Origin of the sequence: Phyllobacterium myrsinacearum (assembly GCF_002980555.1) — a bacterium.
Classification (GTDB): Bacteria; Pseudomonadota; Alphaproteobacteria; order Rhizobiales; family Rhizobiaceae; genus Phyllobacterium; species Phyllobacterium myrsinacearum.
Map to the genome: position 1 here is coordinate 1155374 of NZ_PVBT01000001.1, position 14621 is coordinate 1169994.

Annotated in this window: 14 protein-coding genes; 4 read left to right on the forward strand and 10 right to left on the reverse strand. The window is 59.3% G+C overall.

The features are described from left to right. Window positions 1-3: 3 nt before the first annotated feature. From C5750_RS05615 to mazG, 3 genes are all read left to right on the forward strand, one after another. Window positions 4-1026: a chymotrypsin family serine protease gene (locus C5750_RS05615; protein WP_130502058.1), complete on the forward strand. Its 1023-nt coding sequence runs from the start codon at window positions 4-6 to the stop codon at window positions 1024-1026. A gap of 37 nt (window positions 1027-1063) precedes the next feature. Next, window positions 1064-1300 carry a hypothetical protein gene (locus C5750_RS05620; RefSeq protein ID WP_105732803.1) on the forward strand — a complete coding sequence of 79 codons (237 nt, stop codon included), beginning with the start codon at window positions 1064-1066 and terminating at the stop codon, window positions 1298-1300. Between the two features lie 76 nt (window positions 1301-1376). Next, window positions 1377-2198: a nucleoside triphosphate pyrophosphohydrolase gene (gene mazG, locus C5750_RS05625; RefSeq protein ID WP_105732804.1), complete on the forward strand. Its 822-nt coding sequence runs from the start codon at window positions 1377-1379 to the stop codon at window positions 2196-2198. Window positions 2199-2204: 6 nt separating this feature from the next. On the opposite strand, the gene hflX is transcribed toward mazG, so the two are convergent. The 10 genes from hflX to C5750_RS05675 all read right to left on the reverse strand — a co-directional run bounded on the left by hflX (window position 2205) and on the right by C5750_RS05675 (window position 13381). Next, window positions 2205-3617, reverse strand: a complete 1413-nt coding sequence (gene hflX, locus C5750_RS05630) for a GTPase HflX (RefSeq protein ID WP_105732805.1) — start codon at window positions 3615-3617, stop codon at window positions 2205-2207. Between the two features lie 8 nt (window positions 3618-3625). After that, window positions 3626-3871 carry an RNA chaperone Hfq gene (gene hfq, locus C5750_RS05635; protein ID WP_105732806.1) on the reverse strand — a complete coding sequence of 82 codons (246 nt, stop codon included), beginning with the start codon at window positions 3869-3871 and terminating at the stop codon, window positions 3626-3628. A gap of 119 nt (window positions 3872-3990) precedes the next feature. Continuing rightward, the gene (locus C5750_RS05640) at window positions 3991-4857 is read right to left on the reverse strand and encodes a D-amino-acid transaminase (RefSeq protein ID WP_105732807.1); all 867 of its coding nucleotides are present in this window, start codon (window positions 4855-4857) and stop codon (window positions 3991-3993) included. A gap of 12 nt (window positions 4858-4869) precedes the next feature. Continuing rightward, window positions 4870-5973: a lactonase family protein gene (locus tag C5750_RS05645; protein WP_158531247.1), complete on the reverse strand. Its 1104-nt coding sequence runs from the start codon at window positions 5971-5973 to the stop codon at window positions 4870-4872. A gap of 8 nt (window positions 5974-5981) precedes the next feature. Continuing rightward, window positions 5982-6746, reverse strand: a complete 765-nt coding sequence (locus C5750_RS05650; RefSeq protein WP_105732809.1) for an MBL fold metallo-hydrolase — start codon at window positions 6744-6746, stop codon at window positions 5982-5984. Window positions 6747-6767: 21 nt separating this feature from the next. After that, entirely contained in the window at window positions 6768-8144 is a 1377-nt protein-coding gene (trkA, locus tag C5750_RS05655; protein ID WP_105732810.1) for a Trk system potassium transporter TrkA, read from the reverse strand. Beyond that, window positions 8144-8548 (reverse strand): RidA family protein, encoded by a 405-nt coding sequence (locus C5750_RS05660; protein ID WP_105732811.1) that lies wholly within the window; start codon window positions 8546-8548, stop codon window positions 8144-8146. Before C5750_RS05660 ends, trkA begins: the two co-directional genes overlap by 1 nt. 135 nt (window positions 8549-8683) lie before the next feature. Further along, window positions 8684-10045 (reverse strand): nitrogen assimilation response regulator NtrX, encoded by a 1362-nt coding sequence (gene ntrX / locus C5750_RS05665; RefSeq protein ID WP_105732812.1) that lies wholly within the window; start codon window positions 10043-10045, stop codon window positions 8684-8686. Then, window positions 10035-12311: a sensor histidine kinase NtrY-like gene (locus C5750_RS05670; RefSeq protein WP_105732813.1), complete on the reverse strand. Its 2277-nt coding sequence runs from the start codon at window positions 12309-12311 to the stop codon at window positions 10035-10037. The genes ntrX and C5750_RS05670 overlap by 11 nt, the downstream gene beginning before the upstream one ends. 170 nt (window positions 12312-12481) lie before the next feature. Then, entirely contained in the window at window positions 12482-13381 is a 900-nt protein-coding gene (locus C5750_RS05675) for a LysR family transcriptional regulator (protein WP_105732814.1), read from the reverse strand. A 113-nt stretch (window positions 13382-13494) separates the two neighbouring features. Between C5750_RS05675 and C5750_RS05680 the strand changes: the two genes are divergently transcribed. After that, window positions 13495-14577: a 4-oxalomesaconate tautomerase gene (locus C5750_RS05680; RefSeq protein ID WP_105732815.1), complete on the forward strand. Its 1083-nt coding sequence runs from the start codon at window positions 13495-13497 to the stop codon at window positions 14575-14577. Window positions 14578-14621 lie beyond the last annotated feature (44 nt).

The following is a 14621-nucleotide window of genomic DNA, read 5'->3' on the forward strand; positions in this document are numbered from 1 at the left end:
ACCGTGGATTTGAAAACTGTACGCGCACTGAAAACCGAAATCGCAGAACAGATCATTCGGCCGCTTGTCACTGAAATCCGCGCCGAGCGCCGCATTATCCGCTCCACCGCAATACGGCGGCTGACCGGCGTCGAAGGCGGTATCGCCCTTGGCATTGCCGGCGGCGAAGGAAAGAACGATTACCGGCTCGCCGTGCGTGTGCAGCGCCGTGCGCTTGAGACCAATGCCTATCTGCGCCAGCAGATCGAAGAAGCGGCGCGCCACAAGGCCGATATCACCTATATCGGAACCGTGTTCAAAGGTGGCGCCGTGGCAGCGCCCGCAGTCTTGCCCTGGCATCAGCTGCGCCAAAGGCCGCTGTTGATCGGCGCGTCGGTCGGACATTATTCGATTACCGCAGGTACGCTTGGCGGCTTTGCACAGCACACAGCGAGCGGCAAGGCCGTCATTCTGAGCAACAATCATGTGCTGGCCAATGAAAACAAGGCGAAGATCGGCGATGCGATCCTGCAGCCGGGCGCCTATGACGGCGGCAGGAAGAACAAGGACAAGGTCGGCGAACTGCTGGCTTTCGAGCCGGTTGTATCGGGCACCAACAATCTTGTCGACGCGGCCATTGCCTCGATCGATGCGGATATCAGCTTCGACGCAGTGACCCTGACCGGTGCGGGAACGTTGAAGGGGCTGCGCAAGACCCCGCTCCGCCCCGGTGACAAGGTGTTCAAGGTCGGCAGGACGACCGGCGTAACCCAGGGCATCGTCACCGCAATCGAAGTCGATGACGTGGTGGTCAGCTATGAATTCGGCGATATCGGCTTTGACAGCCAGATCGAGATCCAGACCACCGGCAGCGGCCCTTTCAGCTCGGGCGGCGACAGCGGATCTGTCATTATGGACGAAAAGGGCTATGCCTGCGCCCTGCTGTTTGCCGGCAGTGACCAGGGCGGCACCAACGGCAAGGGTGTCACCTTTGCCAATGATCTTTCCATCGTGCTGGAGAAATTGGGGTTGTCATTGCTGGTTTGACCTAGCGGGAGTGGCTGGGATGCACTAAATTAGAACCATGAGCACCTCCATCGAACAGGCACGGCTTGCCAAGCCGAAAGCCAGGCAACTGGCCGGATCATGCGGCACCGTCATCGGTGTCGGCCTGATCCGCATCGGTGACTCCTACGCCATCAAGGTCAATCTGCGCGATCAGGTCCCTGAAACGGCCGGGCTTCCAAAAACGGTGGACGGCGTCAAGGTGGTTTACGACGTGATCGGGCCGATTTCCCTGCAGGCAGCCGGGAAACGCTGACCGATCCTGTGGACAAGCCACCGGCATTTCAGCTCGGTCATATCAGCCGCCCTGCTCCTGTCTTAGTGTATTTCTTATGAAAGCATCACGCGATATCACCCGCCTCCTTGAGATCATGCAGGCCCTGCGCACGCCGGTGACAGGCTGTCCGTGGGATCTTGAGCAGGATTTCAAATCCATTGCCCCCTATACGCTCGAGGAGGCCTTCGAGGTGATCGATGCCATTGAGCGCGATGATATCGACGATCTGCGCGAAGAATTGGGCGATCTGCTCCTGCAGGTGGTGTTTCACGCGCGGATGGCGGAAGAGATGAAGGCATTCGATTTTGGCGATGTGGTCCAGGCGATCACGCACAAGATGATCCGCCGCCATCCGCATGTCTTTGGTGAAGAGGCCGCCCGTGGCGCCGGCATGGCCAAGGGCATGTGGGATAAGATCAAGGCCGAGGAAAAGGCGGAGCGGCGCGAGCGGCGTGCCGCGCTCAATCTGGGCGCCGTAGAGTCGAATGGCTTCCTTGACGACATTCCGCATGGTTTCCCTGCCCTGATGCGCGCACTCAAACTGCAGCAGAAAGCGGCCAAGGTCGGCTTTGACTGGTCGGAAGCCGCGCCCATTCTCGACAAGATCGAGGAGGAAATCGGCGAGCTGAAACTGGCCATCGCCAATGGCGACCAGGAAAATACGCAGGAAGAATATGGCGACCTGCTGTTTGCCATGGTCAATCTCGGCCGCCACCTGAAGCTTGAACCGGAAAGCGCCCTGCGCGGCACCAATGAAAAATTCCGGTCGCGCTTCCACTATATCGAGCGCAAGCTGAACGAGCAGAAACAGACGCTCGACGCAGCAACGCTGGATGAAATGGAAGCGCTCTGGCAGGAAGCCAAAACCGCGAAGTAACCCGTGTTAGCCGTTGTTGCGGCGCAGCAATTTCTCGTCGAGATTGGCGTGGGACGCCACAGTCATATCCATGGTGAGGGACACCGACCCGTCGTCCAGATCCTTGCGCTTTACATTGCTGGAATGTTGGTAAATCCAGTCCATCAGCCGCATCTGATCCGGGCGCAGGGTGATTTTGACATGTTTCAGCTTGCCGGCAATGCGGTTCTCGATTTCCTTGAGCAGGGCGTCGACGCCCTCGCCCGTGATCGCCGACACGGGAATCGGGTGTTCATCGCCCTTTGCCGCCGCGCTGAGACGCTGCGCCGATTCACGGCCGGCATCGTCGAGCCTGTCGATCTTGTTCCAAACTTCGAGAATGCGCTTTGTATCGCCGCGCTCAATGCCGAGGCTGGTCATGATCGCATGGACGTCTTCGGACTGTGCCGCAGTATCCGGATCGGAGATATCGCGGATGTGCAGGATGAGGTCGGCCTCAACCACTTCTTCCAGCGTGGCCCGGAAAGCGGCAACAAGGTGCGTGGGCAGGTTGGAGATGAAACCCACCGTATCGGAAAGGATGATCGTCTCGCCATGCTCCAGCCGGATACGGCGCAAGGTGGGATCGAGTGTGGCGAAGAGCATGTCTTCGGCCACGACCCCTGCTCCGGTCAGCCGGTTGAACAGCGTTGATTTGCCCGCATTGGTATAGCCGACGAGCGCGACGACCGGATGCGGTACCTTCTTGCGCTTGCTGCGGTGCAGGGTGCGGGTGCGCACCACCGTCTCCAGCTCACGCTTGATGCGCAGGATCTTTTCCTGCAGTGCACGCCTGTCGGCCTCGATCTGCGTTTCACCGGGACCGCCGAGGAAGCCGCCGCCGCCACGCTGGCGCTCAAGGTGGGTCCAGCTGCGGACCAGGCGCCCCTTCTGATAGGTGAGGTGCGCAAGCTCGACCTGCAAGGCGCCCTCTTTCGTCTGGGCGCGCCGACCGAAAATCTCAAGGATGAGCCCGGTCCTGTCGAGAACCTTGGCGTTCCATGCCTTTTCGAGATTGCGCTGCTGCACCGGCGTCAGGGAATGATCGACGATCACCAGTTCCGCATGGGAAGCCTCGATCAGCTCATGAATCGTTTCAACCTTGCCCGTGCCCAGCAAGGTCGCCGGACGCGGCGCCGAAACCTGCACAATATCGGAATGGACAATGTCCAGATCGATGGCGCGGGCCAAACCTTCGGCCTCTTCCAGCCGCGCATCGTCGCTGCGCTGGAACTCCGGCTGATGTTTCATGCGTCCGTGATCGTCGGCCTTGCCGCCATCGGAAAAGCGCGACGGCAAAACCGGCACAATGACGATTGCGCGCGTGGCTTCTCTGGCGGTCTCACCATTATCGGTCGATCCGCCAGGATTTTGCGCGTTACGCCTTGTTTCTTTGGTCAAATGTTATCTCAGTCGCTGTCTTCGGCCTCAGCTTCGAACATTTGCACAGGCTGGCTCGGCATGATGGTCGAGATGGCATGTTTGTAGACGAGCTGAGAATGGCCGTCGCGGCGCAACAGGGCGCAGAAATTGTCGAACGAGGTGACAATACCGGTCAGTTTGACGCCATTGATGAGGAAAATTGTCAGAGAAATCTTCTGTTTTCTGACTGAATTCAGAAATAGGTCCTGAAGATTCTGCGATCGTTCAGCCATTGTTTTTGTCCTTTTATGCGATCAGCAAACGTGTCTCATACAAATTTCGGCAACGGGAGCAGAAAACCTGCTCCTGCAGGAGGTGAAAAATGGTTTCTGTTAGTCCCCTCATACTCCGGTTAACAGGATGGCGTTTTTTCCGCAATGTCAAAAAACGCTTCCCGTAACGAAAGTGCGATCGTTCCCGGGTGCCCATTTGCCACCGATTCGCCGTCAATCGCAACGATTGGCATCACAACAGTTGTGGCTGCCGTCATGAAAACTTCACGGGCGCGCTTGGCTTCCTCGACGGAAAAGCCGCGTTCCTCGATGGTCAAACCCAGTTTTTTGGCCACATCGAAGATGGTTGTCCGGGTAATACCGCGCAAAATGCCGGTTTCCGCCTGTCTGGTTACCAAAACGCCGTCCATGGTGACAATCCACGCATTTGTTGCCGCGCCTTCCCTAACGGTGCCATCCGGATCGATGAACCAGGCCTCCTGAGCGCCCTGCTCCTTGGCCTGCTGGCGCGCCATAACATTTGGTAAAAGGCCGATAGATTTGATGTCCACCCGCTCCCAGCGGTTTTCCGGCACCGTGATGACCTTCACACCCTTCGCTGCCCGGGCAGCGAACATGACGGGATCCGTGCGCTTGGCGGTGATGACGATGGAAGGCGGTGTATCGGCGGACGGAAACACATGGTCACGCTTGGCGACACCGCGCGTCACCTGCAGATAGACCATGCCATTGAACACGCGGTTGCGCCGGACCACCTCGGCGATCACGCTCTGCAGCGCCTTGCGGTTCATCGGCCAGCCGATCCGCAGCTCCGAGAGCGAACGGTCGAGGCGGTTGAGATGGCGCGTCATGTCCATGATGTTGCCGCGGGCGACCTCACAGACTTCATAGACGCCATCGGCAAACTGGTAGCCGCGGTCCTCAATGTGAACACCGGCATTGGCATGGGGAATGTACTGGCCATTGACATAGGCGATACGGGACATGGGTAGAGCCTCCTATTCGAACTGGCCGAAGACCATGCGCATGGGTGTTGGCAGGTCGACCCGCTTGCCGGTATCTTCCAGCGCCCCCGTTTCGATATCGCGCTTGAACACGGCGATGCCCCCGCCCTTCTGATTGGCAACGAGCATGAACCTGCCCGTGGGATCGATGACAAAGTTGCGCGGGCCGAGACCCTGCGACGGTGTCCAGCCGATCAGCGTGAGGCTGCCGTCGGCGGCAATGGCATAGCTGACGATGCTGTTATGGCCACGGTTGGAGCCGTAGAGGAAGCGGCCATCGGCGCTGACGGCGATCTCGGCGCAGGTATTGGTCGCGGTGAAATCCGCCGGGATGGATGGAAGCGTTTGGCCAAGTGTCAATCCGGCGGTTTCGGCATTATAATGCAGAACTGAAACGGTGCTGTTCAATTCATTGATAACATAGGCAATCCTCCCATTCGGATGGAATGTCATATGGCGCGGTCCTGCACCATCGGGCAGTTGCGTGAATGGCGTTGCGGCCAGTTCCAGCCTCCCGCCCTTTGACGGCAGCTTATAGGCCATGATCCGGTCAAGGCCGAGATCGCAGACAAAAACCGTGCGATTGTCCGGGCTGACAACAGCGCAGTGACCGTGTTGCCGCTTGTCGGTCGGCAGGATGGCGTTCCTGCCGTCATGCGCAGCGGCGGCAAAAGCCGGTTCCAATCCGCCGTCGGCGCGGATGGCGAAAGCAGCCACGGCATTGCCGGGGCGTTCGCCCAGCGCGGCAACGGTATAATTGGAGGCAAAGATGGTCTCGCCCGGCTGATCGAATCCGAGATGGCAGGTGGTGTTGCCAAGGGTCGGCTGCATGTTGATATAGGTCAAGGCCCCCGTGGCCGGATCGATATCGAAGGCGACGGCCATGCCCTCGTTCCATTCGGGAATTTCCACGGCCGCGTAAAGGCGCCTGCGCTTTTCGTCGATGGCGATGTAACCGGGATTGTCGATGGCGAGATATTCGCTGACGAGCGTAAGATCACCGGTTTCGTCGTCGAACCGGAAGACGCTGATCCCCTTTCCTGCATTGGGCAGCGCATTGCGATTGAGGTTGCCGACAAAAGCATAGGTCTTTGGCATGGTTTGTCTCATGGGTTGGGGGCTGTGAGATGGAGGGTTTCTCCATCGGAAGGAATGATCAGCTTGTGAGAATCGATAGCCGCTGCCTGCGCATGGGCCTTCAGATCGTCGCGGGTGACCGTTGCATGGTCAAGGGCTTCCATATGGGTCGCGATGACTTTTGTCTTCAAGGGTGAAATGCGGCAGACCTCCGCAGTCTGCTCGGCATCCATGACGATGAGAACACCATCCCATTTGGCACCGCAGGAATGGGTGACGATGATATCGGGCTGCGTGGCTTCGATTGTCTCGCGCACTGGCGGATAGAGGATCGTATCGCCCGCCCAATAGATCGAAGGTTCGCCATCCGCCTCGATGGTAAAACCGATGACATTGCCCATGAGCTGCAGCACGGCTCCGGTACCGTGATTGCCGTCGCGGCGGGTCAGGCGGATATTTTTCCACGTCAGGTCCCCGGTCAGCGGCGTGACGTCGGTGAAACCGAAGGAGCGTATTTTCTCTTCATCGCCCGGCTGGCAGATCAGCGGCAGATGCCTGGGGACAAGCTCCTGGGCTACCGGATCGAAATGATCCGCATGCAGATGCGAGACGAGTACTAGCTCCACGCCATCAAGGATCTCGCCGGTTGAAACCGGCAGTTCCGTCATGGGATTCAGCGAACGGCCGGTAAAGGACGGGCGGCTGTGCTTTGGGGCGAAAAACGGATCGATCAGGACGGTTGATCCTGCATAATCGAGTTTCAGCGTGGCATTGCGGAGAAGTTGCAGTTTCATATCGGTGCGTCTTTCGGCTGATCAGAAGAATTCGAGACTGACGCGGAACATCTGCTCGACCTGTTTGACCGCTTCGGCCGTGGCAAAGATGACCACACGGTCCTGCGGTTTGATGCGGACCGAACCATCCGGGCGGATAACCTCGCCATTGCGGTAGATCGCGCCGATCCGCAGTCCATCAGGCAGGTCGAGGTCGCGCAGCGGGGCGCCCACGAGCGGCGAGGTTTCGAGCGCTTCCGCCTCGATAATTTCCGCGCGGCCCTTCTGGACACTGTGTACGGCCCGGATACGGCCACGCCGCACGTGTTGCAGCACGCGCGAAATGGTGACGCTGCGCGGGCTGATATGGGCATCGATACCCAGGGATTTGCTGAGGTCGAGATAGTCGGGATTGTTGATGAGGACGAGACTGGATTTGCAGCCGAGACGCTTGGCCATGACGCCGGCAAGCATATTGACCTGGTCATCATTGGTCAGCGCGACCAGAAGGTCCGCATCCTGGATTTCCGCTTCATTCAAAAGCTTCTGGTCCAGCGCACTGCCATGCAGCACCAGGGACCGCCGCAGCCCGTCAGCGATGGCATTGGCGCGGGTCAGGTTGGGTTCGATCAGCTTGACCTTGGTCTTGGGCTGCTTGGCCTCGATGGTCTGGGCGACGTAAAGACCGACATTGCCGCCGCCGGCAATGACGATACGCGTCGCCTCGGGTTCCTCGTGCCCGAACAGCGCCAATGTGCGGCGCACCTGTGACTTGGTTGTTGCGACATAGGCGACGTCACCGGCTACGAGATGATCGGCGGAACGCGGAATGAGCAACGTGTCATGGCGGATGATGGCCATCACGGTCGACGGCAGGTCGGGGAAGAGATTGCTCAATTGAATGAGCGGTGTATTGATGACCGGACAGTCTTCCAGGCATTCGATCGCCATGACCACGATTGTCTCGTCGGCAAAGCGGACAACATCGCTCACACCGGGCAAGGCGATGCGGCGCAACACCATCTCCCCCACTTCAAGCTCGGGCGAGATGATGACGTCGATCGGCATGTGATCGCGGGAAAACAGGTCCTGGTAATGCGGCTGCAGATAGGCCTGTGCGCGGATACGGGCAATCTTGGTCGGCACGTTGAACAGCGCATGCGCGACTTCGCAGGCGACGATGTTCACCTCGTCATAAAGGGTCGCGGCAATGATCATATCAGCCTGCTCGGCGCCCGCAGCCGCCAGAACATCCGGGTGGGCGCCGTGACCGACAAAACCGCGCACGTCCAGTGTGTCGCGTATGACCTGAATGAGTTCGGCCGACGTGTCGATGACCGATATGTCGTTGTCTTCGGCGGCCAAGCGTTCAGCGATGCCATACCCAACCTGCCCTGCGCCGCAGATGATCACACGCATCAGCTGGCTTCGCCATCGGCGATCACCGCCATCGCGTCCACCTCGATGAGAACATCGGGATGGAACAGGGCCGCCACGCCGATGAGACTGCTGGCCGGCGGGCATTCGGTGTTGACCCAGCGGTCGCGAACGCCGCGTATTTGCGGCAGCATCGCCTGGTCAAAATCCCGGATGTAATAGGTCAGGCGGACGATGCTGGAAAAATCCGTGCCTGCTGCCCTGAGCGTTGCCGCAATATTGGCAAATACCAGATCAAGCTGCGCCGCCACGTCTTTGCCGGCAATCTTGCCTTCCGAATCGAAAGGCACATGACCTGACAGGACGAGCAGCTTGCCGCCCTCGATCAACATGGCCTGAGACAGACCCGGAATGGATGGACCGGGCGGATTGACAGGGCGAAACATTCCTCACTCCCATGATGAAGGGCCGATGCCGCAGGACAAAGACCGCCGACTTTCCCGTAAAAACGGGAGAGTCGCAACCGAATACTGCCGGCTACCGGCGTATTCCTCCGGCGTCCCGGAGATTGCGCGAAACGGTTAGACGCCGAGCGATTTCAGCTTCCGGTGCAGGGCCGAACGTTCCATGCCGACAAACTCGGCTGTGCGGGAAATATTGCCGCCGAACCGGTTGATCTGCGCGATGAGATATTCCTTCTCAAAGCGCTCGCGCGCCTCGCGCAGCGGCAAGGCCATGATGTGCTGGTCGGATTCGGTTGGAGCCTTCGGCAGCGTATCGCCGATTTCCGCCGGCAGCAGATCGGCGGTGATGACCGCTTCCGGATCATCGCCGCGCGCCAGGATGATCAGGCGTTCGATATTGTTGCGCAACTGGCGGATATTGCCCGGCCAGGAATGGGATTGCAGCACGGCCATGGCATCCGGACCGATCTTGCGCGGCTTGATACCCGCCTGCTCGGCAATCTGCGTCATGAAGAATTCCACAAGCGCAGGAATGTCGTCGCGCCGGTCGGCCAAAGGCGGAACAATCACGGGAACCACCGCCAGCCGGTGGAACAGGTCTTCGCGGAACCGGCCTTCGGCGATCATCGCTTCGAGGTTCTGTGCGGTCGAGGAGATAATCCGCACATCCACCTTGATCCGCTTGGTGCCGCCTACCCGTTCAAACTGCTGGTCAACGAGCACGCGCAGGATCTTGTTCTGCGTTTCGCGCGGCATGTCGGCAATCTCGTTCAGGTAGAGAATACCGCCATGAGCTTCCTCCAGCGCCCCCACCTTGCGCTCGCCGCCATCGGATTCGGTGCCGAACAGTTCTACTTCCATACGTTCAGGCGTGATGGTCGCGGCGTTCAGGTTGACGAATGGCCCCTTGGAACGGGCCGACAGGGCATGGATCGCCCGCGCCGTGAGTTCCTTGCCCGCGCCGGACGGGCCGGTGATCATGATGCGGCTGTTGGTCGGCGCGACACGTTCGATGGTCTGGCGCAGGTGGTTCATCGACAGCGATGTGCCGAGCAGTTCGGAGCTTTCCGTCGAGCGCTTGCGCAGGTCGGAAACCTCGCGCCTCAGCTTGGATGTTTCAAGCGCCCGTTCGGCGATAAGGATCAGTCGGTCCGCCTTGAACGGCTTTTCGATGAAATCATAGGCGCCGCGGCGGATGGCCGAAACGGCGGTTTCGATGTTGCCGTGACCGGAAATCATGACCACGGGGATATCGGGATGGCGACTCTTGATCTCATCCAGAAGGGCAAGACCGTCGAGCCGGCTGCCCTGCATCCAGATATCCAGAAAGATCAGGCGGGGAATGCGATCGTCGATCGCCGCCAATGCGCTGTCGGCATCGGAGGCAACACGGGTCTCGTGTCCCTCGTCGCTCAATATTCCTGCAACAAGCTCGCGGATGTCGACTTCATCGTCGACGACAAGAATGTCAGATGCCATTTGAATTCACCTGTTTCGCCGATGGATCGGAATTGTCGGCTGTCTGTGTATTGGTATGGGTCGTGGGAAAAACCATGCGGATCATTGCACCCCGCCCGCCGTGAAAATCCGCAGGGGCATCGTGCAGTTCAATTTGACCGTCATGTTCTTCAACGATCTTTTTGACAATTGCGAGGCCAAGGCCTGTGCCTTTCTCGCGCGTCGTCATGTAGGGTTCAAGCAAACGCTGCCGGTGTTCACGCGGCAAGCCTTTGCCATTGTCGGAAATTTCGACAATCAGAGCATCTCCCTTTTGCCTTGACTGGATGCGGATATGTCCATCACCCAATCCATCTTTTACAACGGATTCAATTGCTTCTGCAGCATTCTTGATAACGTTTCCGAACGCTTGCCCGATGAGGCGGCCGTCAAACTGCCCGATGAGCGGCACCGTGCCGAAATCCCGTTCGAAGCGGATATCGCTGCGGCTGACTTCGACAAGGAACGAGGCTTCACGCAACGCCTCGCGCAAATCCATCGCCTTGATTTCCGGTTTCGGCATGCGCGCGAAGGATGAAAACTCATCGACCATGCGCCCGATGTCGCCCACCTGCCGGATTATGGTTTCCGTGCACTGGTCGAACACTTCGCGATCTTCGGTAATGACCTTGCCGTAGCGCCGGCGGATGCGTTCTGCCGACAGCTGAATGGGCGTGAGCGGATTTTTGATTTCATGGGCAATGCGCCGCGCGACATCGGCCCAGGCGGATGAACGCTGCGCTTCCACCAGATCGGTGATGTCGTCGACGGTGACCACATAGGAGTGATCGATGGATTCCGCGTCTTCAACGGTAATCTGGACGTTGAAGGTCCGGGCGCTGCCGCGGCGCGACATGGCCACCTGTTCGCGGTAAACCGAGCGGCCCGTGGCATGGGCAACCTCGAACACCAGACCGATTTCGGGGACGAGCGCCGTCAGGTTCTTGCCGACAGCCGTGACAGGATCGAGGTCGAACATCGCCTCGGCGGAGCGGTTGATGATGCCGATGGCCCCGTCTGCATCCACGCTGATCACACCTGCCGTCACGCCGGAGAGCACGGCTTCGGAAAAACGGCGGCGTTCATCGATCTGGTCCTTGGCGGCAACAAGGTCACGGCGCTGCGTTCCCAGCTGACGCACCATGGTGTTGAACGTCTGGGACAGCGACCCGACATCGCCGTCGGAACGGCGCACCGGCACGGCCACGTCCAGATTGCCGGTTGCAACATCATCCGCGGCGCCGATCAGCAGCCGGATGGGGCGGACCAGCCGGTCGGCGACCGCGATGCCGGTCCAGATGGCTGACAAAAGCAGGGTCAGGGTCAGGCCAAAGTAGAGCAAGGCGAACAGAATCTGCGTGTTCACACCATTGGCAACGAGTTTGCCCGCATCGAGATTGTTGCCCTCGATGGCGCGCATGGAGTTGAGAATATCGCCGTCCACCGGGCGGACGGTGTAGAGGAACATGTCCGGTATCTGCTGAAGTTTCACGACGGCGCTGAGCAGATTGGTGCGTTCCGGCGGAATGAGCACCGGCTTGCCATCCTGGGCCGTGTTGAGAATGGATTTTGCGACCGGCGGAATGGTGAAACCGGTGCGTATGTCGGCGCGAACGGAGATCTCGCCATTGGAGCGGACGATGAACGCGCCAATCAGGCCGCGGCCAAGTGCCTGCTGGGTCAGGAAACGTGTAAAACTGGTGCGGTCCAGATTGTACAGCGAGCGCTGCGCATCGACATCGCCAACCATTTCGAGTGTCGTGCCCTGCAGATTGCGGGCACTTTCCTGAATGTAGGAATTGGCAAGGCTGATCGACGAGTTGACGATCGTCGTGGTCCGCATTTCAAACCAGCGATCAAGCCCGAGATCAAGCGTGACCGATGCGACGATGGCCACCAGCATGGCGGGCACCGCCGCAACAAGCGAAAACAGCACCACAAGGCGCACATGCAGGCGGGAGGCGGCCTTCCCGCGGTTCCTGGCCTGGCTGATGCGGTAGACTTCGCGGCCGATCAGCACAATCAGGGCGAGAATCAGCAGCGCATTGAGACCGGTCAGGATGAATGTAAGATTGCTCTCGGGCTGAACCGGGGTCATCCCCGTGAGAATGAAAAACGTGATGCCGGTCGTCAAAAGCGCCAGAACAACCGTGACAACGCCGATACGGGAGTAAAAGCGCTGCGTGTTGCCGCCAGTGGCAGCCGTGAGCGAGTTTCCCAACTGATTGACCGAATTTGATAACAGCATTGCTTATGTCATCCCAACCAAGTTGCACTCATGCAACACATTGTGGCGGAAATGCAACGCCCTGTCGTCGAAACTTGTGCAGAAGTAGTCAAGGCATTGAACGACTGGCAAGCCATGCATGGCTGTTGGCAGATCACAGATTTCCTTGAAGAAGCGGTTTTGGCGGTGCCCTACCCTTCCGACCACGTTCCAATCAGCATGTTGAGAAAGCGCTCGGCAGCCGGTGACAATGTTCCTCCCCGCCGCCGTACAACACCGATGGTTCGCGAAATTTCCGGATTGCGGATCGGCCGGGTGACAAGAAACGGATGCTCTTCCTGCGGCGTTGCCAGCTTGGGCAGCACGGAAATGCCTAGTCCGGCCTCGACGAGGCCGAGCGACGTCGACAGATGCGTCACCTCGTAGAACCAGCGCAGTTTCAGGTTGGATTTTGCCAATGCCGCGTCGAGCAGGGTCCGGTTGCCGCTGGAGCGGTGCACGGTGATCAGTGGATAGGGCGTCAGGTCTTCCCATCCGAGTTCGCTTTTGCTGGCAAGCGGGTGATCCTTGCGCGCCGCAAGCACGAACGGATCCTCGATCAGCCGGTCGAAAATCAGATCGGGATCGGCGGCGCCCATGATGTTGATGCCGAATTCCACCTCGCCGCGGGCAACGGCCAAAAGCCCGTCGGTGGCGGGAAGATCGAGAATACGGAAGCGAATATGCGGGTATTCGGCGTTGAACTGCTTGATGACCGTCGGCAGGAAATAGAAGGCGGCGGTGGGCAGGCAGGCAATGGTCACAAGCCCGCTGCGCTGGGCGCCGATATCCCGCACGGCAAAAAGCGAGCCGTCAAATTCCTCCAGCATGCGCTGAACGAGCGGAATGAGTTCACTTCCCACCGCCGTGGCCGAGACATGGCGCGTGGTCCGCTCCAGAAGTGGCGCGCCGATGGTTGCCTCCAGCTTCTGGATGCGGCGGCTCAACGCCGGTTGCGAAAGATTCAAGGCTTCCGCTGCCCGGTGAAAGCTCTCCAGCTCCACCACCGAGAGAAACGCCCGCAGATCCAGTATCTCGCAATTAATGCTCATAGCGCATCAATCCTCATAAACTTTGCATTTCACATATCAATCATCTTACCGCAAAGTGCAAGAAACCAACAGATTGTTCTGTTGAACGCATGAATAATAAAGAGCACTGCGCCATGAATGACCTTCTTCGCATACCTTGCGTCCTCATGAGAGGCGGTACATCCAAGGGGCCGTTTTTTCTGGCATCGGACCTTCCCGCCGATCCGCAGCAGCGCGACCAGATCCTGCTGTCGGTGATGGGGTCCGGTCATCCCCTGCAGATCGACGGTATCGGGGGCGGCAACCCGGTTACCAGCAAAGTCGCCATCGTTGGCCCGGCAACGGTACCGGGTGCCGATGTCGACTATCTCTTTGCCCAGGTACGGATCGATCAGCAGATGGTCGACACATCCCCCAATTGCGGCAACATGCTTGCCGCCGTTGGCCCGTTTGCCATCGAAGCCGGTCTGGTCAGGACGACGGGAGCGGTAACGCGGGTGCGGATACACAATGTCAACACCGGCAAGCTGATTGAGGCGGAAGTCCCGACACCGGACGGCCGTGTGGCCTATCTCGGCGATGCATCGATTGACGGGGTGCCGGGGCACGCCGCGCCGATTGCCCTGACATTCATGGACGCCGCCGGGGCACGAACCGGCAAGCTGTTTCCAACGGGCCAGCCACGCGAGATCATCGACGGCATCGATGTCACCTGCATTGATTGCGCCATGCCGATGATGATACTCGAGGCTGCGTCCATCGGGGCAACCGGTTACGAGAGCGCTGCCGAACTCAACGCGGACCGTGCCCTCCTCGAGCGGCTGGAAAAGCTGCGGCTGCAGGCGGGCCAGCGCATGGGCATGGGCGATGTGCGGACGCAGGTCACGCCCAAACCCGTCCTCATCTCAAAACCGAAAGCCGGCGGTGATCTGAATGTGCGCTATTTCATGCCACATCAGTGCCATCCGTCCCTCGCCACGACGGGCGCCGTCGGCATTGCCACGGCCTGCATCAGCGATGCCACGGTCGCATCACGCCTGATCGCAGGGCGCAGGCTTCCGGTCAATCTTGTTCTCGAACATCCAAGCGGCCGTCTGGAAGTCAAGCTGGAATCCCGCAATGGCACAACGGTCGCCGGCATATTGCGGACCGCCCGGCGTCTGTTTGAGGGGCAAGTCTTTGCCAAACCTGTAGCGCAAATGGTTTGCGCAGCATAATTGAACGCGGTTGCCGGGAGGGCATCGCACATCTGGGAGGAAAT

Excerpts from the sequence above, each read along its gene's own strand:
- mazG (WP_105732804.1), top strand. The coding sequence starts at position 1,377 with ATGAAAGCATCACGCGATATCACCCGCCTCCTTGAGATCATGCAGGCC.
- C5750_RS05680 (WP_105732815.1), top strand. The coding sequence starts at position 13,495 with ATGAATGACCTTCTTCGCATACCTTGCGTCCTCATGAGAGGCGGTACA.
- C5750_RS05620 (WP_105732803.1), top strand. The coding sequence starts at position 1,064 with ATGAGCACCTCCATCGAACAGGCACGGCTTGCCAAGCCGAAAGCCAGG.
- C5750_RS05660 (WP_105732811.1), bottom strand. The coding sequence starts at position 8,548 with ATGTTTCGCCCTGTCAATCCGCCCGGTCCATCCATTCCGGGTCTGTCT.
- C5750_RS05645 (WP_158531247.1), bottom strand. The coding sequence starts at position 5,973 with ATGCCAAAGACCTATGCTTTTGTCGGCAACCTCAATCGCAATGCGCTG.
- C5750_RS05650 (WP_105732809.1), bottom strand. The coding sequence starts at position 6,746 with ATGAAACTGCAACTTCTCCGCAATGCCACGCTGAAACTCGATTATGCA.
- ntrX (WP_105732812.1), bottom strand. The coding sequence starts at position 10,045 with ATGGCATCTGACATTCTTGTCGTCGACGATGAAGTCGACATCCGCGAG.
- C5750_RS05675 (WP_105732814.1), bottom strand. The coding sequence starts at position 13,381 with ATGAGCATTAATTGCGAGATACTGGATCTGCGGGCGTTTCTCTCGGTG.
- C5750_RS05640 (WP_105732807.1), bottom strand. The coding sequence starts at position 4,857 with ATGTCCCGTATCGCCTATGTCAATGGCCAGTACATTCCCCATGCCAAT.
- trkA (WP_105732810.1), bottom strand. The coding sequence starts at position 8,144 with ATGCGTGTGATCATCTGCGGCGCAGGGCAGGTTGGGTATGGCATCGCT.
- C5750_RS05670 (WP_105732813.1), bottom strand. The coding sequence starts at position 12,311 with ATGCTGTTATCAAATTCGGTCAATCAGTTGGGAAACTCGCTCACGGCT.
- hfq (WP_105732806.1), bottom strand. The coding sequence starts at position 3,871 with ATGGCTGAACGATCGCAGAATCTTCAGGACCTATTTCTGAATTCAGTC.